This is a genomic window from Campylobacter sp. (assembly GCF_019423325.1).
GTDB lineage: Bacteria > Campylobacterota > Campylobacteria > Campylobacterales > Campylobacteraceae > Campylobacter_B.
This window is the reverse complement of sequence record NZ_JAHZBQ010000001.1, coordinates 33,634-55,207: the sequence shown is the minus strand read 5'-3', so window position 1 is coordinate 55,207 and position 21,574 is coordinate 33,634. Positions and strand designations below refer to the sequence as shown.

Genomic DNA, 21,574 nt, shown 5'->3' with positions numbered 1-21,574 from the left:
AAATTCTATGAAATGAAACTTCTGATTATAACCTAAAATTCTTTATTTAAATTTATATGTGAATTTCGCTAAAATAGGAAAATGCAAGGATTTATATTAAAAACGACCAAGGTTAGGGATGAGGACTGCATCGTGGACATACTTAGCGAAAGCGCGCTCGTGCGTGCGTATCGCTTTTACGGCGCGCGCCATTCAAACATCATCCAGGGCTATAAAATCGACTTCGAACTCTCGCAAAATCAAAACTTCCTCCCTCGTCTTAGCGGCGTGATGCATCTAGGATACGCGTGGCTCGGAAACCGCGAGAAGCTGCTATTTTGGCAACAATTTATGCGGCTTTTACACGCACATCTAAAAGATGCCGAGCATCTAGATAAATTCTATTACGAGCTGCTAAACCGAGCTGCTGTGCGCTTCGGCAAACAAAATCCGCGCCGCATAATCGTAGAAAGTTACGCCGAAATTTTAAAATTTGAGGGGCGGTTGCACGACGAGCCGTATTGTTTTTTATGCGATGAGGAAATTTTAGAAAATATCGCACTATGCCGCGGCTTTTTGCCTGCGCACGAGCATTGCGCGCAAAGAGCGGGCTTTGCGCAGGATGAAATTTTAGAATTTTTACGAAGCAAAAAGACGCTAAATTTAAACGACGAAACGGTAGGATATCTTTACGACATTGTAGCAGAGGGATTTTAATCTCAAAAAAAGCAAACTAATACGGAATTTTAAAATACATAATCTAATCAAATTTTAAAATTTAAATTTTCTAAATTCTATCTTTTCGTTGAAAATTGACATCGTGCGTTGCAGGTTGCTTATATCTTTTTGCATCGTCTGCATAAAATAATCTCTCAGCTGCAGATACTCCTCTTTATTTGCCATCAAGATATTTAGTATCTCGACCTCAGCGTTTTCTTTATAAAGCACAAGCTGATCGTGAAGACCGAAAAAACCGAGGCCACTGTTGCGTAGGTGCATAATAGCCTTTGCTCCGAAAATTCCTGATGCGGCTAAAACAAAAATACACAATATATCAGTTATGCTTTCGCCGATTGTCATATCGTATGCATCGGCGGCAAAAATTAATAAAATCCAAAGAAGTAGTGCTATTTTTATAAACCAATTTATCCTTTGCCGCATACTGTGCCTACAATCAAAGCTAATTATCATCGCACCTATACTATTTAATTCGAAAATTTTACGGATCTTGTTTTTGTAATAATACAGAATTTTATCGTTTTTAAACTCAAAATACATGCCGTCTTTATCCCTAATTACGGTCAACAATGAAATCAATATAGACGGAAGCATTCGAAAAGTCTTAAGACTAACGGGATTTACTATGGTAGCAAAAGTCAAAAATATAATAAAACCTACCAGTAGCGCCGGAAATTGATAAATCATAAATTCGTAATAAGTATGATCTTTTATTACTATCGGCTCTTTGTCGTAGTCCCTGGCTTTGGAATTCTGCTGCAAAGAGCCGCTATCATCAGAGATAGAATTTTGCGATTCTGCGTTGTTTACACAGGCAGAATTCTGAGCCGCTTTGGCCTCTAATTTGGCTTTTAAATTTGAAGCGCCAGTAGCGGAATTTGGGGTTTCAGAATTTGAAGCTTCGGAATTTGGATCTCTAGAATTAAGGGATTCAGAATTTGAAACTTCAAAATTCGAGACTTCGGAATTCTGGATTTCAGAATTTGGGGCTTTAGAATTTTCGCCGTTAGAATTTTGCTCCAAGCCCCGCTTTGGCTCCTGATGTCGCTTTTGTAGTAGCCTTTTTAATTCCTCAAGCCTGCTTTGATCCATTTTTGCCCCCAATAAGGCGTTTCAATCTCGCTTATTTTTGCTTGCGCTCTTCATCGCCGCTAGCTCCTGCGCCAAAAATTCCCCCGTGTAGCTACCTGTCTTTTTAAAATCTTTCGCGAGCTTTTCGGGGGTGCCGCAAGCGACGATCTGTCCGCCACCCTCGCCACCCTCGGGCCCCATATCGATGATGTAATCGCAGTTTTTGATGACGTCCAGATTGTGCTCGATCACAAAGACGGAATTTCCCAGATCGACCAAATGATGCAGTACCGCCACCAGGCGATCTACGTCTGCAAAATGTAGCCCCGTCGTGGGCTCGTCCAGGATATAGAGCGTATTGCCCGTATCGGTGCGGCTTAGCTCCTTGGCGAGCTTGACGCGCTGTGCCTCGCCGCCGCTAAGCGTCGTGGCGGGCTGTCCGAGCGAAACGTAGCCGAGCCCGACGTCCGCGAGCGTTTTTAGCTTTTGATAAATTTTAGGCACGGCTTTGAAAAACTCGAGCGCCTCGTCGATGCTCATCGCCAAAACGTCGGCTATGCTCTTGTTTTTATATAAAATTTCAAGCGTTTGCGCGTTGTATCTCGTGCCGTGGCAAACGTCGCAAACGACGCTGATATCGGGCAGAAAGTGCATCTCGATCGTGATCTCTCCCTCGCCCGCGCATTTTTCGCAGCGCCCGCCCTTGACGTTGAAGCTGAAGCGGCCGATCTTGTATCCGCGCAGCTGCGCTTCTTTCGTCGCGGCAAAAAGCGCGCGGATCTCGTCCATCACCCCCGTGTAGGTCGCAGGATTGCTGCGCGGGGTGCGTCCGATCGGGGTTTGATCCAGATAGATCACTTTATCCAGGCTCTCAAGCCCGGAAATTTTAGCGCCCTTTACCGCGTGCACCTTTCTAGCGCGATTTAGCTCCTCAAGCGCGGTAGGCAGTATGGTTTGCAGCACCAGCGAGCTCTTGCCGCTGCCGCTAACGCCCGTGATGCCGACTAAATTTCGCAGCGGAAATTTTGCGCAAAGACCGTGGATGTTATTGATATTTACGTTTTTGATACTTAGCCAAAGCTCCTGCTTGCGGTGCTTTTGGTAGTTTATCTCCTTTTGGTTGTTCAGATACAGCGCGGTTTGCGTATTGCTTTTAAGCAGATGCGCGACGTCTCCTGCGAATACGACCTCGCCGCCTAGATTGCCCGCTCCTGGGCCGATATCTACGACGAAATCCGCCGCCTCGATCGTCTTTTTATCGTGCTCGACGACGATTACAGAATTTCCCTTTTCCTGTAAATTTCGTAGCGTCTTGATGAGTTTTTGCGTATCGCGCTCGTGAAGCCCAATACTAGGCTCATCGAGCACATACATCACGCCGCTAAGACCCGAACCGATCTGGCTTGCGATACGGATACGCTGCGCCTCGCCGCCGCTGATGGTGCGCGCATCGCGCCCAAGCGTGAGGTATCCAAGCCCAACGTCCTTTAAGAAAAACAGCCTCTCGTTGATCTCTTTTAGGATCGGCGCAGCGATCTGTGCGTCCTTTTCGCTTAAATTTGAAAACCGCTTCTCGTCGCTGAAAAATTCCACGCAGTCTGCGATACTCATATTTATCACGTCGCCGATGCCCTTATCTGCGACTTTTACGGCGAGGCTTTCCGGGCGCAGGCGCAGCCCGCCGCAGTCGGGGCAAATTTTTTCACTCATATAATCGTCCAGATCGCTTTCGTTTTTGAGCAGATCGTAGGCGTATTTAATCGCGCCCTCAAATTTACGCACGAGCTTATGTTTTTTCCAGTAAAAATCGATCTCTTTGACGCTGCCGTAGAGAATCAGCTTTTTTTGCTCCTCGTTTAAATTTGCATACGGGATTTTGACGTTTATGCCGTTTGCTTCGCAAAATCCGAGCAAAAATTTATAGTAATAGCTCTTGTTAAATCCCGACATCACCTTGATCGCGCCGCCCTCGATCGAGGCGTTTTCGTTGATGATCTTGCCCAGATCGAGGCTAAATTTTATCCCCAGCCCGTCGCAGCTCTCGCACGCGCCTTTTGGGGAGTTGAAGCTAAACGCGAGCGGCTCGAGCGGCTTGAATGAAATTTTACAATCAAAGCACGCCATATGCTCGCTGTAGTGGATCAGGCTCTGCGCGAGCCCAAGCTCGGCGGCGTTTGCGATCTCCACCTCGAGCTCGCCGAAGCTGAGCTTGAGCGCCTTTTCGACGTCGCTTGCGATACGGATGGAATTTTCCTCGTCGATGATCGTGCGGTCGATGATGACCTTGATCGAGTGCTTTTTCGTCTTGCTCAGCTCGATCTCTTCATCAAGGCGCACCAGCACGCCGTCGATCTGAGCGCGCACGTAGCCCTGCTCGCGCAAGCTTTGCAACATATCGGCGAAGCTGCCCTTTTTCTCGCGCACCAAAGGCGCGCCTAAGATCACTTTAGCGCCGCGCGGCAGTTTCATAATCTCGGCGATGATGTCGCTGGAGCTCATCTTTGAGATCGACTTGCCGCATTTGTGGCAGTGCTGTACCCCCACGCGCGCATATAAGAGGCGCATATAGTCGTAAATTTCGGTGATCGTGCCCACCGTCGAGCGCGGATTTTTCGATGTCGTTTTTTGATCGATCGCGATCGCGGGCGTCAGACCGTCGATCTTATCGACGTCAGGCTTGCCTACGCGGTCTAAAAATTGCCTCGCGTAGCTGCTTAGGCTCTCGACGTATCTGCGCTGCCCCTCGGCATATAGCGTATCAAACGCCAGCGTGCTCTTGCCGCTGCCGCTAAGACCTGTAAAAACGACGAGTTTGTCCTTTGGAATTTGCAAATTTATATTTTTCAGATTGTGCTCGCGCGCGCCCGTGATGGTGATGAGATCGTTCATTTTCGCCCTTTTGTGCAAATTAATCTTACATTATAGCTCAAATTGTTAAAATTGCGCTTTTGGAAGGGGCGGCGATGATACTAATCTGCACGGCTTTGCGCTGCGAAGCCCAAGCGATAATCGAGAGTTTTAAACTTACTCGCGGCGGCGATCTATTCGCAGGCGAGCAGATACTTTTATATATCTGCGGCGTGAGGTTTGGGGCTAAATTTAAAGCGGGCGCTGCAGGCGACATAGAAATAGAATTTAAGAGCGAACCCGGCGCGGAATTTATTCGCCGTACCGAGACAGACGCGGAATTCGGGCGTGAGCTTCGCAAGGATCGGCGCGGCGCGGATCTAAAATTTGAGCATCGTTTGGACGCGGGCGCGCTCTGCGGCGTCGATGCAGAGGTCGGTTCTGCGCGAAATGCGGCTGAAAATTTTGAAATTTTAAATTTTGGCTCCGCGCAGAATTCAGAGCGCTTCGGTGAAATTTTACTTTCGCGGCGCGTGGACTTTGCGCTAAACATAGGCGTCTGCGGCTGCGAGGATACAAATGTGCAAATCGGCGAGGCGTTTTACTTTGACGGCACGGCAGCGCAGGAATTTTGTGGCGAGGACGGATCGAAATTTTATCGCTCGCAGGTTGGGGAACACAACGAGCAGGCTCCGAAATTTCAAAACGTTTGTGAGCGGGAATTTTGCGGCGCGAGCTCGGACGGCAAGCTGCGGGCAAATTTAATCTGCGTGAGCGAGCCTAAAATTTTAAATGCAGCGGAGCAGACCGGTGAGGCAAATATCGCAGCGATCAAGGCATGCGGCGAGATAAACGCACAAGCCCTAACGCAAGGGGCGAACGGCGCGGCAGATACAAAAAATTTCACGCGCGACGCGGTGCAGGCCGCAACACAAAGCGTGACGCAGGTCGAGGCACAAAATTTAGCGAGCGCAAAACCCTCACAAATCACGGTAGGCGGGCACAGCGTCGCGACGAATACCGAAGCACGCACAGCGCAAAATACGCCGTACACGGCAAAATACGCTACTCGCGAGTGCGCAAATCGCGGCGTTATGCTTTACGATATGGAGAGCGCGCTTTTTGTTAATGCTTGCAAGCGCGCGGGTGTGCCGTGGGCGATGATGAAGATCGTAAGCGATCATTTGGGAGGCAAGCGGCTTTGCAAACGCTTCGTCTATGAGCTCGTAAAGGCGCGCCTGCCGCAAATCCGCGCCGCGATAAAGAGCAAAATTTAACTATGGATGCGTGCGCAAAAACCCAGCCGAGAGATAAATTTTAGCTTCATATGCCGAATACGACGCGGAATTTGAAGGTATTGCGGGGGCGCAGGAGAAACGATGAAAATAAAAGGCTCTTATCTGTATTTCGCCCTCTTGGCGTGCGCATGCGTCGCGTCCTGCGCGTATGCCGTGGCGGATATGTTCGCGGATCCGCCCTTGTTGGTCTTTTTAGCTCTTTTGCTAGTATTTTTCTGTATCGGGCTATGGCTAAAAGACGCCCTAATAGGCGCGCGCTACCTATTTTACTGCTTCTGCGTGCAGCTACTTTTTGCAGCGGCTATATTCGCCATTCATAAATTCCCCGCCATGGCGCAGTTTGTGCGCAGTGCCGAGATAGGCGTCGGAGGCGCGGGTATACCGCTAGGTATCGCTCTGCTCGTGCTGCCCGCGTTTTTCTGCGCCCTGCCGTATTACTACCGAACGGGCGTCAAAAAAATCCCGCAAAAGTTCGCACTCGGCGGAATTGTGATCCTAAACGTCGCTATTACGCTAGCTTACGCCTTCTATTTCGAGCGACTATTCCATGACGCGATCTGAAATTCAACGATTTTCAGTGACGACGCGCGAAATTTAAGTATAATTTGCAAAATTTAAACGAAGCGGAGCAAGATGACGGAGGCGAAAAAAGAGCCGGGAGCGCAGTTTGGCGTGAATCTGGGCGAGCGATCGAGCGCGTTTTTAGGCGCGCTATTTGAGAAATTTCACTTTTCATTTCAGCAAAAAAAGCAGCTTGCGGAGTTTGCGAGCGATTTTGAGGCGTGGGACGAGATGCCCGTTTATGAGCTGCTTGCGGACGGGCAGTGCGAGCTAAATTTTAATAAAGCCAAATTTAATAAAGCTAAAAAAGCCCCAAACGGCGAGCAAATTTTTAATTTCGTGCGCGAAGCCTGGCTGGATCTCAAGTCGCGCCCGCACTCGTACGCGAGCTTCAAAAGCGATTACGCGCCGAGAAAATTTGAAATTTCCTCCTTTCGCGCAGACCGTATCGCTTTGGGTCGCTGTCCGGTCGCGAGCGAAAACACGCGCTGCTGCAATCTGCTGACGCTCGATGCGGTCAATTCGTGCGGCTTTGACTGCTCCTATTGCGCGATCGGTTCCTTTTACAAGCACGGGAAAATCGGCTTTGACGAGAATTTTGCGGCAAATTTGGCGCGGCTGCGGCTCGATCCCGCGCGCAGCTACCACATCGGCACGGGACAGAGCTCTGACTCGCTCATGTGGGGCGATCGCTTCGGCATTTTAAGCGCATTATGCGATTTTGCGGCGCGGCATCAAAACGTGATTTTGGAGCTTAAAAGCAAGTCGAACAATATTAAGTTTTTCCTGCAGCGCGAGATCCCGCGCAACCTCATCGTCACCTTTTCGCTAAATACCCCCGCGATCATAGCGAACGAGGAGCATCTAAGCGCGAGCCTGGATGCGCGGCTAGCGGCGGCAGAAGCACTCGCGGCGCGCGGCATTTTGGTGGGCTTTCACCTCCACCCGATGGTTTGGTACGAAGGGTGGAAAGACGATTACGGCGCGCTTTTTGAACGGCTGCTGCGCAGCTTCGATCCAGGCGGCGTCGCGATGGTTTCGCTCGGCACGCTTACTTTCATCAAGCCCGTCGTCAAGAAGCTGCGTTCTCGCGGGCTGCGGAGCAAAATTCTACAGATGCCCCTTGCGGACGCGAACGGCAAGCTGTCCTACCCGCTGCAGATCAAGCGCGAGCTTTTTAAATTTGCCGCGGATGCGCTTTTTCCGTGGCGCGAGCGGGTGTTTTTCTACCTCTGCATGGAGGATGCGAGCCTGTGGCGCGAGGTTTTGGGACACGAGTACGAAAGCAATGACGCGTTTGAGGAGGCGATGAAGGCGGCGTATTTTGCAAAGATACGGCGGCGCTAAACGCGCTGTTTGTCGCAGACGTCGCGGCTTGTACTAGCTCGCATGCGGCGCCGAGGATACGGCGCGAAATTTGCGGCGAGCGAGCGGTTAAAATTTAGTGGCACACCCGGCTTTATAAAATTAAATTTTATAAATCGTGCGGGGCGAGCGCGGCGAGCGGCGATGAAATTTTGCAAAGCGGCGGCGTAGCAAAACGCCCGCGGGCTAAATTTAAAATTTTACCCAGCACAGGTCGCGGTGCGGATTGTTTAGGCCGCGCAAATTTAGCGGCAAATACAGCGGGCAATAAATTTAGCGCAGCGAAATTTGTATAGTGCGCTAAGTTTAACGCGCCGAAGCGGCATGAAAATTTAAAGGAGAAAAGATGAAAGCATTGATCACGGGCGCAAGCGGCGGTATCGGCAGCGCGGTTGCGGAGCTTTTGCGACAAAACGGCTATGAAATTTTAACGCTAAACTCGCGCTTAGAAGATCTGGACGCGCTGGCGAAGGAGTGCCGCGCTCTGGCTGCGGCGCAGGGTATCGACGCGCTGATTTTATGCGCGGGTACGGCGAAATTTGCGCCGCTTGAAGCGATGAGCGAGGGCGAAATTTTAAAAATTTTAAACGTAAATCTCGCCGCAAACATCATCATCGCGCGCGCGTTTTTGCCGAATTTAAAGCGCAACCGCGCCCATATCATCGGCATTAGCTCGATCGAGGCGCTGCGAGCGAGCCGCTTTAGCGCGGTTTATAGCGCGAGTAAGGCGGGGCTGCGGGCGTTTCTGCTCTGCCTTTTTGAGGAGGCGCGCAAGCAGATCAGAGTAAGCTGCATCAACCCCGACATCACCAAAACGCCCTTTTACGAGGATTTGAGCTTCGAGCCTGCAGATGATGAAGCAAGCTTCGTGGATGCGTGGGAGATTGCAAATTTCACGCTGCAAATTCTGCGCACGAAGTCTAACGTGAGCGAGTTTACGATCCGCCCGCAGATCGTAAATCTGCGAAAAAAATCAAAATTTAATCGCGAAGGAGGCGAGCTTGAAAACTAGTAAAAGTAAAATTTTTATTATGCTAATTGCGGGGGTTTTTATTATTTATGGAGTTATAAGCAGCGGCGGTATGTATTGTAATATGGAGGAATTCTTTTCTGATAAACAGGGCGAAGAGGATGACGCTTGCATCGCCAAGCTGATAAAACGAGCGGACGACGGAAACGGCTTTGCGGAAAGCAGGCTAAGATACCCAAGCAGGGCGTATATCAAGCGCGTATGCGAAAAGGGGGTGGAAAACTTAGGCGAGCGAGAGAGATATTATTTCGAGCGCTACCAGAGCTGTGAGCCCTGGGGCTTTAAAACCCCAAAATTGCAAGGCGGCGAAGCAAATACGACGAGTGGCAGCGGTAATTTAGCGCGAGGTGATATGAACGCAACAGACGGCGAGAGAAATTTAACGCGCGAAGGTGCGAATACAGTCCGCGATGAAGCAGGCGCGATCAAACGCGATATAAATTCTACGGGAGGATTCAATGCCTGGCAATAAAGCGAAATTGAAAGCCATTAAAAGTCAAATTTTTTTGCTAATTGTAGGAGTTGTTATTCTGTGCGCCCTATATATAAAAATCGGCGGCTCGTGTTGCAATATGAGAGAGGTATTTTTGGGCTATGGCGAAGAAGACGATGCCTGTATCGCTAAGTTAGTAAAGCAAGCGGATGCCGGCGATATCCTAGCGGCAAACAGACTAAGGTATCCGCACGAGGCGTATATTAAGCGAGTGTGCGAAAAAGGGGGTGGAAAACTTAGGCGAGCGAGAGAGATATTATTTCGAGCGCTACCAGAGCTGTGAGCCCTGGGGCTTTAAAACCCCAAAATTGCAAGGCGGCGAAGCAAATACGACGAGTGGCGGCGGTAATTTAGCGCGAGGCGATGCAAACGCGACGGACGGCGAGAGAAATTTAACGCGCGCCGAGGCAAACAACGGCAAATCTGACACTATGGGCAACAAGGCGAGCTCGATAAAGCGCAAAGGAAATTCTACGGAAGAGCAAAATGCTGGGCGATAAGATTAGCCTTGAAGGCGATATCGTAAATTTTATGTCGTTGGTCAAATTTATGAAAAAAATGAGTTAAAATTTATTACTCAAGGAAAAACATGGTAAAAAAGAGATCTTTAAAAATAAAAGGAAGTATATCGATTGCCATAATCCTGCTTTGGGTTTATTTTTTGATTACGACGCTGGGCGGTGATAGATACTGTGGCGTATGGGATTATATCGCAAATAGTGAAGAGGATGACGCCTGCATCGCCAAGCTGATAAAGCGCGCAGACGCAGGTAGTGAATTGGCGCTCAATCGGCTTAGATATCCTAGCAAGGCGTATATCAAGCGCGTATGCGAAAGGGGAGTGGAAAACTTAAGCGAGCGAGAGAGATATTATTTCGAGCGTTTAGGTGTAGATCGTTGCGAAGCTCCAAATTTTAAAGGCGGCGAAGCAAATACGACAAGTAGCGGCGGTAATTTAGCGCGAGACGATACGAACGCAACGAGCGGCGAGAGAAATTTAACGCGTGCCGAGGCAAACAACGGCGAAGTTGGCACCACGAGCAGCAAGGCGAACACTACGAAGCGCGAAGGAAATTTTACGAAAGAGCAAAATGCTGGGCGATGAAAATTTAGAAAAATTTTTCTCAAAAATCGACGCGGCGGAGTTTGGAATTTCGGCAGGTTCAAAGCTTGCTTCAAAAAATCCCAAACTTGCAGAAAGCGCGAGAGACGGGAGCGGCGACAAGCCCTTAAAATCACAAGACGGCGCGGAATTTCGCGGCGGACATTCATATTCTAACGGCGCGCAGCAAGATGAAATTTTAAAATTTAATACCGAGCTGCCGTTTGATGCCGAGAAAGTGCGTCTTGATACAGAGCAAGCGCACTTAAAATTTAACGTCCGTCCATCGCAGGCAGGGCTAGGTGCCCATCCGCCGCAGGCGCAGTTTAATGCCGAGCGAGCGCAGGCAAAGATCGAAAATTTCATGCGCGATCTGCTGCAAAACTATGTGCTTTGCGTAAGTGGCGCGGAATTCGCCTTCGCGGAGATCGAGGCGTATTTCACGGGCGCGGATCGCAACACCTACAAGCGCACGTCGCGAGCGGGCGAGATATTTTTTCACAATTTCGGCTTTGACATTTCGTTTCGCAGCATCCCGCAAAGCGGCGGCGGGATTTTGGTGCGAAGCCTGCGCGTCCTAGGTGGTGCAGAGCTTTTGGCGAGCGGATTACCTGGTTTCGCAGGCCGCTTATCTGGCTCGAAGGGCGACTTAAGCGGCTCCGTGGGCAGCGGTCCGCTCGGCTCTGCCGTCGCCACGCTTATACAAAACGGCGATTTTATCGCGGGTCCGCGCAAATGCATGGGTAAAATTTTAAATCTGCAAACGCAAAATTTAAACTTCTCTTTAAAGCGTGTGCCGCAAATAGCGCATGCAGCGAGCTTTAGTAACCGAATCCGACGAGGCGAGATCATAAATGAAGCGAATCTGGACGCAAATACGCCAAGCGGCGCGGCGAGGCTTGCGAATGAGCCGCGCAGGCTTACTAGCGAGGAGTTTGAGGCATATCTGAGCGCGGGCTGCGCTGCGGCAAAAACATATAAAAAATCGCTGCAAAGATATGAAGGCTAAATTTTGATCAAACGGCGCGCAACGGGCGAGCGGTAAAATTTAATGAGCTTTAAGCGGCGGCGCTATAAAATGGCGCATCCATCAAATTTAAAGGCGGCAAATGGATCAAAGCAGGCTAGATGAATTAAAAAAGCCACTACAAAAGCGACATCAGGAGCCGAAGCAGGGCTTGGAACAGAATTCTGACGGTGAAAATTTTAAAGTCCCGAATTCTGAAACCGAAAATTCCGAAGCCTCAAATTTTGAAGCTTCGAATTCTGAATTCCTGAATTTTGAATCCCCGAATTCCGAAGTCTCAAATTCTAAATTCTTGAATTATAAATCTTCAAATTTCGAAACCCTAAATTCCGATCCTGACGCTTTAAATTTAGAAGCCGAAGCGGCTCAGAATTCTGCCTGCGAAAACAGCGCAGAGCAGCAAAATTTTATCTTGGATGACAGCGGCTCTTTGCAGCAGAATTCCAAGGCTAGAGATTACGACAAAGATCCGATAGTAATCAAAAATTATGAAAAATTTTTTGTATATTCGTTTTTAGTCCTATTATTGCCGATCTCTACGCTACATGCATTTTTAATTATAGATTTTATAAATCATGATGATATTGACATAGTTCAGTATTTTGCTATTTTATTCATTATTTTACTATCTACGGTTATAATATCCATATTTACCGTAATCCGCCCTAGACAAGAGATAAAATTCACAAACAAATATATAGAATTTATTAGCGACGACTTATTTGAAAAACGCTGCGAAATTGATGAAAACGCTTTATCTTTAAATTTCTCTATCGGAATTTTGGCAAGTTTATATGAGATAGGAAAATCTGAAAAGATATTTTTGTACTTTATCGCTATTTTTATGTGCGTAACATGGTGGAATATATTTTTTATAGCGGTATTCTTTACATATTTATTCGGATTTTTATTAAATTTAATACTTTATCTGTTTATAAATAGGAATTTAAAAGGGTTTAGGGCTCTGCCATTTATTAGGATCGCACGCCCCTCATATGGCAGATGGTTTAGGAACAAACCCGTTTATCCAAGATGTTATCTCGTTTATCTCTATAATCAAAAGATTTATGATGAAATTAAAGAATATTTTTTGCTGAAAAACGTAAATATAAATAGTATTAAGAAAGATTACTTGTTTATTTAATGAGGAGGATAAAATGAGAAGAGAAGAGGTCGCGAAAAAAGAGCCAGGCAACGCGTATAAAAGTCTTTTGTCAAATTAAGCTATTATAAATTTATATCTATTTTTAAAAAGGGGCTTGAAATAATGGAAAATTATAATAAACAAAAAGCCAGAGATTACGACAAAGAGCCGATAATAGTAAAAAATTATGAGAGGCTACTAATATCTACAATTACATTTTTATACGCGCCTATGATTTTGGGCGGATATATTCTAAGCATATGGGATTTAATTTTTCCAAAACGCCATATATCGATGATGGAAATAAGCTCTAGCGTTATATTTGGAATTTTTATAGCAATAGCATTGAGACTTATTTATAGTAGCTGTGTAAGCAATAATAATCGAAAAATCTACTTTATGAATAATTCTATAGATTTCTATAACAACGGCGAACTTGAGAGAAGGACGAACAATATTCATTTAAATTATATGATAAGCAGACCATTTTGGGGGTATTGCAACGATGATAAGATTCGTCGCCTCATTTATAATATTATTATAATTTTTTCTATTGCAGCACTATCGTTTCTATCATCGCAAATTTTATTATTCTTCATTTTTTCAATACTTTCTGCAATCTTTTTGAAAATATTTTTTCACTTTTTAATTGTAGGCAATTTTAAGAATTTTTCATTCTTTTCTGCAATCGTAGTAGATTATCCGTACTATGAGCAGGAAAATACTTATTATTTAAGCTCTATTTTATCGGCAAAAAATTATTTAGTTTGCGTATATGGTGCGGAAAGGCTAAACGAGATAAAAGAATGGTTTTTGATTAGAAAACATATCGATATTGATAAAATAGAAAAATATTATCTTGGTTGAAGGAGCAAGTTATGGATTCAAGAAACAAAGAGATTGGGTTTAGAGATTACGACAAAGAACCGATAGTCGTAAAAAAGCTAGACGATCTGTTTTGGCTGATAGCTCTTGGAATTTTGTTAATTTGTTCTTTGACCTATCATTTTAGCAGTGAGTATAAATTTAGGTTTTATATGAAAATATTGCTAGGTTATGGCACCGCATTTTTCTTTATATACGCAGCGAGCTTTATAAATAGCAAAAAAACGATAACCTTTATGAGGGATAAAATAGAATTTAAAAATAAAACAAAATGCGAAAAAGAGATAGCTCTAAACAACATCTCCGTTTACAGATATGCTTATATGATTCCTAATTTTGCGCCCTTTGATGTGAAAATTAAATTTTGTGCTTTAGTTTTATTTATAATGATCTTCGTGGCATTATATAACTTTGGATTTTATGTAGTTATTTTTATAATTATGGGCTTATTATTGATGCCTATTATTAAATTCGTCTACTATATTCTGTTTGAGAAAACGGCTAGGTTCTTACTTTGTGATAAATTGCTGATATGCAATGATCGCGATTCTGAAGTATTTACGATCAATAATAAAAATGAGCTTGGCGAGCTGCAAAAATATTTCTTGGATACGCTAAATATAGATATTACAGAAGGGTATTTATTTTGGAAACCGTCTTATGATATCGCAAAAATAATAGTGAATAAAATGAACAAATTTATGAAATTCTAAAAACAAAAGATAAGGTTTAAAAAATATACAAACGATACATAATTAGCGTACCGCGGGATAAACAATTTAATCCGCAGAATATCGATCTTTAATGAAAGATAGAATTTGGAAAATTTAAATTTTAACGCTCCGCTTGAAATTTTGCCTTTAAAATTTACGCGCTAATCATCGCCGCTTTCATATACGCCGAGCTCTACGAGATTGCCGTCAGGATCGCGCAGATAGATACTTTGCATAGCGCCGCGCGCGCCGGTGCGAGGCACGACGCCAAGCTCTATTTGCACTCCTTTGCTTTCAAGCTCCGTTTTGAGCTGCGGCGCGCTTTGATCTTCGCAGATGAGGCAAAAATCCGCCGAGCCTGCGCTAGGACGCACCGCAAACGGCGCAAATTCGCCCGCGCGGGTGTGGATATTGATCTTTGAAGAGCCGAAACGCAGGCTGTGTTTGCCGCCCTCGCAAACGTGCTCTAACCCCAAAATCCCTTCGTAAAATTCCACGCATTTTTGCAGATCCTCCGTAACTAGGACGAAGTGATCGATCCCTTTGATTTTCATTTTGCCTCCCTGTGCGCTCGCAAATCGCAAAATTTTTACGCCTCGCGGTACAATTTTGGAATTTTACCGCGAAATTTTGCGACAAAATTCCAAATGCTCGTAGCGCGAAATCAAAATTTCGCGGCGACAATTTTACGCACGGAAAATTCTGCGTCGGTAATTTTAAAATTCTAAAATTTAGCCTAAGTAAAATCGAACGCGCCGAAATTCCGTACCCCCGTAAAATAGAAGCGAAATTTAATCTTGCGATTTCAAAACTAGCGATTTTAAAATTCTCTTGCCTACCTCGACGCCCGGCTGATCGTAGGTGCTGACGCCCAGTATCGCTCCAGTAGCGCTGGTTAGCAGCTCGAAGTAGTAAAATAGCTCGCCCACGCTCTGTTCACAAAGCCGCGAAACCTCGATAAGATCGACGCTGATACCCTCATTTAGTACGGCTTGCAGCGTAGCTTCGCACTGAAGATTTAGCACCTCATCCAGTCGCATGCCATTTACAAAGTCACAGCCCTCAAGACCTTGTAGACTGATGCTAGGTACCGCGTCCGTAGCGCCGTTATCCGTGAGCTTTAAGAAAGTCACGGTCTTATCCTTTACGCCGTCCATTATGAGCTGAAGGAAGCTGTGCTGATCGCGCGAGCCTACAAGTCCCACAGGAGTAAGCCCCACTCGGCTAAAGCCGATCTTTTTACCTAGGCTTTCCGCCCAGAGCTGCACATACCACTCACCCAATGCGCGCAACGCGTCGCCGTAGCTAAAAAGGATGTTGATTTTCGCACTTTTGTGCGTGGCGTAGTGATGGGCTTTTCGTAGAATTTTATTCTCCGCGATTTTAGCGGGATCGCATGCTAAAATTTCATCCAGATACCGCTCTTTTGTGGCGGCAGCTCCGCGTAGCATCGCGCTTGCATCAAGGCCTAGCCCAACTACGGGCACTAGCCCTACCGCACTTAACACGCTAAAACGGCCGCCTACGTTAGCGGGCATATTTATCACGCAGGCACCGTGCTCGCGCGCGAAGATATCCAGCGGCGAGCCTGCGTCGGTGATAAAGATGAAATTTTTTGCTAGCGCTTTTAAATTTGAAATTCCAAAACGCTGCAAAACGACCTTAAAAAGCGAGATCGTCTCGATCGTGCCGCCCGATTTGGAGGATACTATGAAGATCGTGCGAGCAAAATTTATTCCTTCGAGCGCGCGGTTTACACTGTGCCCGTCGAGATTATCCAAAATTTCAAAGCGCAAATTCTTTCTTACGCGCGGACGCAGCATCTCATAAAGCGCCCGCACGCCTACGCTAGAGCCGCCGATACCCAAAAGCACGATCCCGTCGTAGCTTCGCGCGCTAAAAAATTCCTGCGCTCGCGCTATTTCGTCTGCGCCTTGCTGCGGCAGGCGGTAGTAGCCTATCTCGCCGCTTTCGTATTCGGCGCGGATCTTTGCCGCTACCTCTTCTAGCGCGCCCTCTTTTGCCGGCGGGAAAAACAGCTTATTTTTTACCATCGCCGAATTCTCGCTCGTAGAAATATTTGATCGCCTCCACGTAGCCTTTTACTGAGCCGCAGTCGAAGCGAGTGCCTTTAAATTTATACGCGATCACCACGCCGTTTTGAGCCTGCTTCAAAAGCGCGTCGGTGATCTGCACCTCGCCGTTTTTACCCGGCGCCGTCTGCTCAATGAGATCGAAAATATTAGGCGTTAGGATATAGCGCCCGATGATGGCTAAGTTTGATGGAGCCTCGCTAGGCTCGGGCTTTTCGATCATATCCGAGACCATTATCAGATCGTCGCTAATGCTCTTTCCTGCGATGATACCGTATTTGTTTACGTCTTGCGGCGGCACCTCCATTACCGCAACGACGCTGCAGCGGTATTTTTCGTAAATTTTAACCATCTGCGCAAGCACGCCCTCGCCGTTTTCGTTCACGCACAGATCGTCTGCGAGCACCACGCCGAAAGGCTCGTCGCGGATTAAAATTTTACCGGTATAAATCGCGTTGCCGAGCCCCTTCATCTGCTCTTGGCGCGTAAAAGAGAAGGTGCAGCGCTTCATAAGCGCCCTAATCTCGTCGAGCAGATACTCCTTGCTGCTGCCTGAAATTTGATCCTCCAGCTCGTAGCTGCGGTCAAAATAATCCTCCAGCGCGCGTTTGCCGCGACCCGTGACGAAAGCCATATTATCCATGCCCGCCTCCAGCGCCTCGTCCACGCCGTAGTGAATGAGCGGCTTGGTAAGGATCGGAAGCATCTCTTTTGGTAGCGATTTGGTCGCGGGCAAAAAGCGCGTACCGTAGCCCGCCGCGGGAAATAAACAAGTCTGGATCATGAAGCTCCTTTGATCTTTTTTTGAACTTTTATTATAATGCAAAAAAGATAAAATTCCGCAAAGGAAAGCCTTGAAAACGATTGAAAAAGAGATCAGCGCCGCGCAGGAGATTAAAAAATCAAGCTTCATCGCCTATCTCGCGCCGCTAGCGAGCTTTGAGGCGCTGCGTGCGCAGTTGCGGCAGCAGCATCCCAAGGCGCGGCATATCGTCTGGGCGTATCGCGCTCTCGGTGAGTTTGAGCAGATCGTAGAAAACTCAAGCGACGACGGCGAGCCCAAATCAACCGCGGGCGCGCCGTGCCTAAACGCGCTTCGCGGCGTCAGCCTGATTAACGCCGCGGTGCTCGTGGTGCGCTACTTCGGCGGCATCAAGCTAGGCACCGGCGGGCTAGTGCGCGCATACGCTAGTAGCGCGAATCTCGCTATCGAGACCGCCGCAAGCAGCGGCGCTTTAACCGACTTTTTTCTTAAAAGGCGCTGCGCGTTTTTCGTGCCGTTTGCGGCGGTAGCTAAATTTGAACATTTTTTAAAAAAATCGGGTTTCGTTTATGAAGCGAGCTTTGGTGCTGCGGGAGCGGAGTTTAGCGCGGAGTTTAGCGCGGAGGAATTTGAAAAATTTAAAGGCTTTGCAGATGCTCTCGCGCCGGCTCTTAAAATGCTGCACGAGCCGAAATTTTAAAATTTCAAAATTCTATAAAATTTAAAAGCTCACCCAGGCTAAATTTGAAAGCATGAGCGGATTTTGCATTTTATCGCATTATCGCAACGGAATTTTAAAGCTAAAGTGAAATTTCATCGTGCGAAACATAAAATCCGATAAATTTTAAAATTTTCAAAATTCTGTCGTAATTTAGCTTGCAAAATCACGCGAAAATTCCGTCCGTAAATTTCAAAATCCCATAAAATTTTTAAAATTTCACGTGCTTCATCTTAGATTCACGCACAGGCAGGCTTAGCAGAGCTGCAATAGCCGCTAACGTCATATCCAAATACCACATATAATCATACGCGCCGTATGCTCTCACCGCAAGACCTCCGATATATGCGCCAAAAAATCCGCCGATTTGATGCGAAAGCATCGTAAATCCAAATAGGCTTGCTAAATATCGCGTCCCTAATAGCTTACCGACGGCAGCCGCAGTAGGCGGTACGGTCGCTAGCCAGGTAAATCCTAATCCCACGCTGAAGATATAAAATGTAAGGCTATCTTTGGGCGAGAGCGCATAAGCACCAATAAGAGCGATACGCAGGGCATATATGCAAAATAAAATGACTTTACAGCGCACTTTGGAAACACACCAACCTACGAATAAGCTGCCTACGATGTTTGCGATACCGATTAGTGCGAGCGAAAAGGACGCTACCTGCGCGCCATGCCCGCTTAGCGCTACTTCGCTAGGTAGGTGCGTCACTAAAAATGCTACGTGAAAACCGCACGTAGTAAAGCTTAAATTTATCAAAATATAGCTTTTATCGCGCAGTGCCAAACGCAGAACTTCGCCTAAGCTGCGCTTATCTTCTTCATGCAGGCTGGTTTGTTCGCCAAATAGAATTTTACCGCCTGCTAAAAGTCTTGCAAGCGGCAGAATTAGCAAGCTAAGCCCTGCGAGCGTAAAAAATGCGCCGCCGTATCCCAAAGCAGGCGTTGCGATACAAAACCCAATCATCGGTGCAAATAAAAACTGCCCGAACGAGCCGCCTGCATTTAGCACTCCGCTAGCAACCGAGCGGATAGAAAATGGCAGGCGCTTTGCCATTAGGCTCATTAGAATCGGAAAACTACCCGCGCCAAGCCCCAGCGCAAGCCCAAAGCCCATCGTTAATACGAGCGCGCTTTCGCTGCTAAATAACGGCACAAGAGCGCAACTAATCGCCAAAAGCACGCTGCCCCAAAACAGCACGACGTAGGCACCGAGCTTGTCTGCAAGTATCCCACTAAGCGGTTGCGAAAAGCCCCATACCAGCTGCGTAGTTGCCATCGCAAAGCTTACTTGTGCGATGGATAGGGAATTTGTTTGCATTATGGGCCGCACGAAAAGACCTAATGACATACGAATGCCCATCGTAATCATCAAAATCGCCGCGGCGCATAGGATCATTATCCAAACTGATTTCATATATATTCCTTTTAAAAGATAGAATTATAACATAAAAATCACGAACATATCGAGATTTTATAGATATATTTAATTAATGTATTTTAGTATATTATTTATGTAAGAGGAATTTACCGAGCTTTAATGGGCTTTGCATTAAAATTCCGTTTTCAAGGAGAAGCGATGATTTACGAAGATGAGATGATTTACGTACAGCGCGAGGAGCACGAAGTGCCGTGGGTGAAGGTCTTTACGAAGGCGAAATTTAAAGAGCTTAGCGACTGCGACGAGGCGACGTTGGCGCATCTGTGGCGTGCCGTGCTTCAGTGCGAAAAGAGCCTGCGGGAGTTTTACGCGCCCGATAAAATCAATATCGCAAGCTTCGCTAACTACGTGCCGCGCGTGCATTTTCACGTCCAAGCGCGCTTTAAAAACGACAGTTTTTTCCCAGAGTCCGTTTGGGGTAAAAAGATGCGAAACGGTAAGCTCGATCTGCCGGAATTTAGCGAATTCGCAGAGGTTTTAGCGGCAAATTTAAAGATGGAATTCAGATGATAGGCGCGCGATCCAAAAAATACCTAAGTCTTTTCGCGCTTGCTTGCTGCGTCGCCACCTTTGCATTTTATCTGCGCTTTAAAAGCGAGGAAAACGAGATAAAAATCAAGCAGCAGTTCGATTTTAGCGCGAGCCTATTTGAAAAGATCGTGGACGAAGAGAAGCTAAACGCCTTTGCGATCTCGCTGATTTTGTCGCAAAACAGCGACGTGGTGCGCTGCTTCGAAAGCGGCAAACACGGCGAGTGCATGGACGTGACGAAAAAATACAAAGATATCTTAAGCGCAGTGCCCTTTTATACGGGCGTGAAGATACATTTTCATACGCAAAACACCAGAAGCCTGGCTAGGAGCTGGAGCGACGAATTTTACAACGACGATCTGAGCTCGTTTCGCCATTCGCTTTTGCAGATCCGTCAAAGCCTGCTTCCCAAAGCGCTCGTCGAGATGGGGCGGTGTGGGGTTTTTATGCGCGGAATTTCGCCGGTTTTTAGCGAGGGCAAATTTATCGGAAGCGCCGAGATAATGCTCGATTTCGAGCACGTCATCGCGCAGATCAACCGCATGGGAAACGATATTTTTATCCTCGTAGATAAGAGGTTCGAGACCGACTGCTTTTACGATAAAATAGGCGTTATCAAGGACTTTATCGTCGTAAATAGCGCGCCGGATTACGACGTTTTGTCGATTTTGGCGACGCTTGATTTTGGGGCGCAGAGCTTTATCAAAAAGGACGGGCATTATTTTTACGTGCGGGCGTTTTCGGACGAAAACGGCACGAAGCTGGGCTATATAATTTTGCACCGCGAAGGCTAGCGGCGAGGTTAAATTTAGGCGCCTATCGCTTGTTTGTTTCGTAGCGACGACGACGAGCGTTTTAAATTTAATCGCAAGATCGCGGGAATTTGCGCTGAAATTTTAAATTTTAAAAGGAGCGTCGGTATGAAATTTTATAATTCCGCTAAATTTAAAGCGTTAGTAGGCGTGCCGCTTCTGGCGACGATACTTTGCGCCGCATTTATTCGTATAATTCCCGATTACTCCACTTCGCGAGGCTTCGCCGTGGTTTCCCTCCCCGATTACAACAAATATAAGCAAGGATATTGCCTAAAAGAGGATAGAATTTTACCGAGAGAGGAGCTGTATAAAAGAGCAATAGGGCAGTATTTGGATTATGATCTAAAACTAGAGCAAATGATCAATGATTATAGGACCTACGCCTATGGCAGTTCTTGGCGTAGCTCATATGAAATTGCATACTATGAACTAGAGAACATAAATTTATCTAATTGGTTTGAAGTATTAAAAAAGCATCATGATAATAATGAGACGTTTGAGGAAATTTTTATGAATAAATTAAAGGCTAAAAAAACCGACCCAAAGAAATCTATAAAGATAAATTTAAATGATATGAGTGCCGGGTTTGATAGACCGATAATTATTCTAGATGGCGCTTACAAAGGACCAAATATTCATATATTGTTAGATAAGTTTGTTTTAATTTATAAAAATTATATACAACGCAACCATTCCGAATACCTATTTGATAGAATGAATTTTTCTGAAAAAATCAAAGAATATTATCAGGAAAGAAACAAGGCGTCGTTTGATATAAAACAGGGTTTTGAGCTGGACAACTGCGGAAATCTAAATTATCCATTGGAAGAATATTATTTAGGTAGTAGAGAGGCAAAAGGCGGCTGAAAACCGTGCTAAAACAAAATTTTAAAAAGCCCGATAGCCGCGCGAATTCTACTTCTAAATTTTAAAATTTACGCCTAAATTTCGCGCGCC

Annotated in this window: 22 protein-coding genes; 16 read left to right on the top strand and 6 right to left on the bottom strand. The window is 46.3% G+C overall.

Annotation, left to right across the window (positions count from 1 at the left end):
* The first annotated feature begins 81 nt into the window (after positions 1-81).
* Positions 82-696 (top strand): recombination protein RecO, encoded by a 615-nt coding sequence (recO, locus tag QZ367_RS00295; RefSeq protein ID WP_291935699.1) that lies wholly within the window; start codon positions 82-84, stop codon positions 694-696.
* A gap of 54 nt (positions 697-750) precedes the next feature.
* Here the strand turns inward: recO and QZ367_RS00290 are convergent, their stop codons facing one another.
* Both QZ367_RS00290 and uvrA read right to left on the bottom strand, forming a co-directional pair.
* Positions 751-1,809, bottom strand: coding sequence for a hypothetical protein (locus QZ367_RS00290; protein ID WP_291935696.1), 1,059 nt, complete (start codon positions 1,807-1,809; stop codon positions 751-753).
* A 21-nt stretch (positions 1,810-1,830) separates the two neighbouring features.
* Positions 1,831-4,677 (bottom strand): excinuclease ABC subunit UvrA, encoded by a 2,847-nt coding sequence (gene uvrA / locus QZ367_RS00285; protein ID WP_291935693.1) that lies wholly within the window; start codon positions 4,675-4,677, stop codon positions 1,831-1,833.
* A gap of 74 nt (positions 4,678-4,751) precedes the next feature.
* Between uvrA and QZ367_RS00280 the strand changes: the two genes are divergently transcribed.
* The 11 genes from QZ367_RS00280 (at position 4,752) to QZ367_RS00230 (ending at position 14,253) form a co-directional block, all read left to right on the top strand.
* The gene (locus QZ367_RS00280; protein ID WP_291935691.1) at positions 4,752-5,912 is read left to right on the top strand and encodes a hypothetical protein; all 1,161 of its coding nucleotides are present in this window, start codon (positions 4,752-4,754) and stop codon (positions 5,910-5,912) included.
* A 102-nt stretch (positions 5,913-6,014) separates the two neighbouring features.
* Positions 6,015-6,494: a hypothetical protein gene (locus QZ367_RS00275; protein WP_291935689.1), complete on the top strand. Its 480-nt coding sequence runs from the start codon at positions 6,015-6,017 to the stop codon at positions 6,492-6,494.
* Positions 6,495-6,566: 72 nt separating this feature from the next.
* Positions 6,567-7,841, top strand: coding sequence for a spore photoproduct lyase family protein (locus QZ367_RS00270; RefSeq protein WP_291935685.1), 1,275 nt, complete (start codon positions 6,567-6,569; stop codon positions 7,839-7,841).
* 364 nt (positions 7,842-8,205) lie between these two features.
* Positions 8,206-8,871 (top strand): SDR family oxidoreductase, encoded by a 666-nt coding sequence (locus tag QZ367_RS00265; RefSeq protein WP_291935682.1) that lies wholly within the window; start codon positions 8,206-8,208, stop codon positions 8,869-8,871.
* On the top strand, positions 8,861-9,361 hold the full coding sequence (locus tag QZ367_RS00260; protein ID WP_291935680.1) for a hypothetical protein: 501 nt from the start codon (positions 8,861-8,863) through the stop codon (positions 9,359-9,361). The genes QZ367_RS00265 and QZ367_RS00260 overlap by 11 nt, the downstream gene beginning before the upstream one ends.
* Before the next feature lie 248 nt (positions 9,362-9,609).
* A complete protein-coding gene (locus QZ367_RS00255) occupies positions 9,610-9,882 on the top strand; it encodes a hypothetical protein (protein ID WP_291935677.1) in 273 nt (90 codons plus the stop codon).
* An 89-nt stretch (positions 9,883-9,971) separates the two neighbouring features.
* Positions 9,972-10,487 carry a hypothetical protein gene (locus QZ367_RS00250; RefSeq protein WP_291935675.1) on the top strand — a complete coding sequence of 172 codons (516 nt, stop codon included), beginning with the start codon at positions 9,972-9,974 and terminating at the stop codon, positions 10,485-10,487.
* On the top strand, positions 10,474-11,493 hold the full coding sequence (locus QZ367_RS00245) for a hypothetical protein (protein WP_291935673.1): 1,020 nt from the start codon (positions 10,474-10,476) through the stop codon (positions 11,491-11,493). Before QZ367_RS00250 ends, QZ367_RS00245 begins: the two co-directional genes overlap by 14 nt.
* A 100-nt stretch (positions 11,494-11,593) precedes the next feature.
* Complete coding sequence (locus QZ367_RS00240) at positions 11,594-12,655, top strand: hypothetical protein (RefSeq protein WP_291935671.1); 1,062 nt, start codon at positions 11,594-11,596, stop codon at positions 12,653-12,655.
* A 123-nt stretch (positions 12,656-12,778) separates the two neighbouring features.
* Entirely contained in the window at positions 12,779-13,522 is a 744-nt protein-coding gene (locus QZ367_RS00235) for a hypothetical protein (protein WP_291935669.1), read from the top strand.
* A gap of 11 nt (positions 13,523-13,533) precedes the next feature.
* Complete coding sequence (locus QZ367_RS00230; protein ID WP_291935668.1) at positions 13,534-14,253, top strand: hypothetical protein; 720 nt, start codon at positions 13,534-13,536, stop codon at positions 14,251-14,253.
* Between the two features lie 161 nt (positions 14,254-14,414).
* Here the strand turns inward: QZ367_RS00230 and QZ367_RS00225 are convergent, their stop codons facing one another.
* The 3 genes from QZ367_RS00225 to galU form a co-directional block, all read right to left on the bottom strand.
* On the bottom strand, positions 14,415-14,807 hold the full coding sequence (locus QZ367_RS00225; protein ID WP_291935666.1) for a VOC family protein: 393 nt from the start codon (positions 14,805-14,807) through the stop codon (positions 14,415-14,417).
* Between the two features lie 237 nt (positions 14,808-15,044).
* Positions 15,045-16,307 carry a glucose-6-phosphate isomerase gene (locus QZ367_RS00220; RefSeq protein WP_291935664.1) on the bottom strand — a complete coding sequence of 421 codons (1,263 nt, stop codon included), beginning with the start codon at positions 16,305-16,307 and terminating at the stop codon, positions 15,045-15,047.
* Positions 16,294-17,130, bottom strand: coding sequence for a UTP--glucose-1-phosphate uridylyltransferase GalU (gene galU / locus QZ367_RS00215; RefSeq protein WP_291935661.1), 837 nt, complete (start codon positions 17,128-17,130; stop codon positions 16,294-16,296). Before galU ends, QZ367_RS00220 begins: the two co-directional genes overlap by 14 nt.
* 70 nt (positions 17,131-17,200) lie before the next feature.
* Between galU and QZ367_RS00210 the strand changes: the two genes are divergently transcribed.
* Entirely contained in the window at positions 17,201-17,809 is a 609-nt protein-coding gene (locus QZ367_RS00210; protein WP_291935658.1) for a YigZ family protein, read from the top strand.
* Positions 17,810-18,038: 229 nt separating this feature from the next.
* Here the strand turns inward: QZ367_RS00210 and QZ367_RS00205 are convergent, their stop codons facing one another.
* On the bottom strand, positions 18,039-19,247 hold the full coding sequence (locus tag QZ367_RS00205) for an MFS transporter (protein WP_291935655.1): 1,209 nt from the start codon (positions 19,245-19,247) through the stop codon (positions 18,039-18,041).
* 162 nt (positions 19,248-19,409) lie between these two features.
* Here QZ367_RS00205 and QZ367_RS00200 point away from each other — a divergent pair, with 162 nt between their 5' ends.
* From QZ367_RS00200 to QZ367_RS00190, 3 genes are read left to right on the top strand one after another with little or no spacing between them, the layout of a single operon-like run.
* On the top strand, positions 19,410-19,781 hold the full coding sequence (locus QZ367_RS00200; RefSeq protein WP_291935653.1) for an HIT family protein: 372 nt from the start codon (positions 19,410-19,412) through the stop codon (positions 19,779-19,781).
* Positions 19,778-20,596 carry a cache domain-containing protein gene (locus QZ367_RS00195; RefSeq protein WP_291935651.1) on the top strand — a complete coding sequence of 273 codons (819 nt, stop codon included), beginning with the start codon at positions 19,778-19,780 and terminating at the stop codon, positions 20,594-20,596. Before QZ367_RS00200 ends, QZ367_RS00195 begins: the two co-directional genes overlap by 4 nt.
* 33 nt (positions 20,597-20,629) lie before the next feature.
* On the top strand, positions 20,630-21,484 hold the full coding sequence (locus tag QZ367_RS00190; protein ID WP_291935649.1) for a hypothetical protein: 855 nt from the start codon (positions 20,630-20,632) through the stop codon (positions 21,482-21,484).
* The last annotated feature ends 90 nt before the right edge of the window (positions 21,485-21,574 follow it).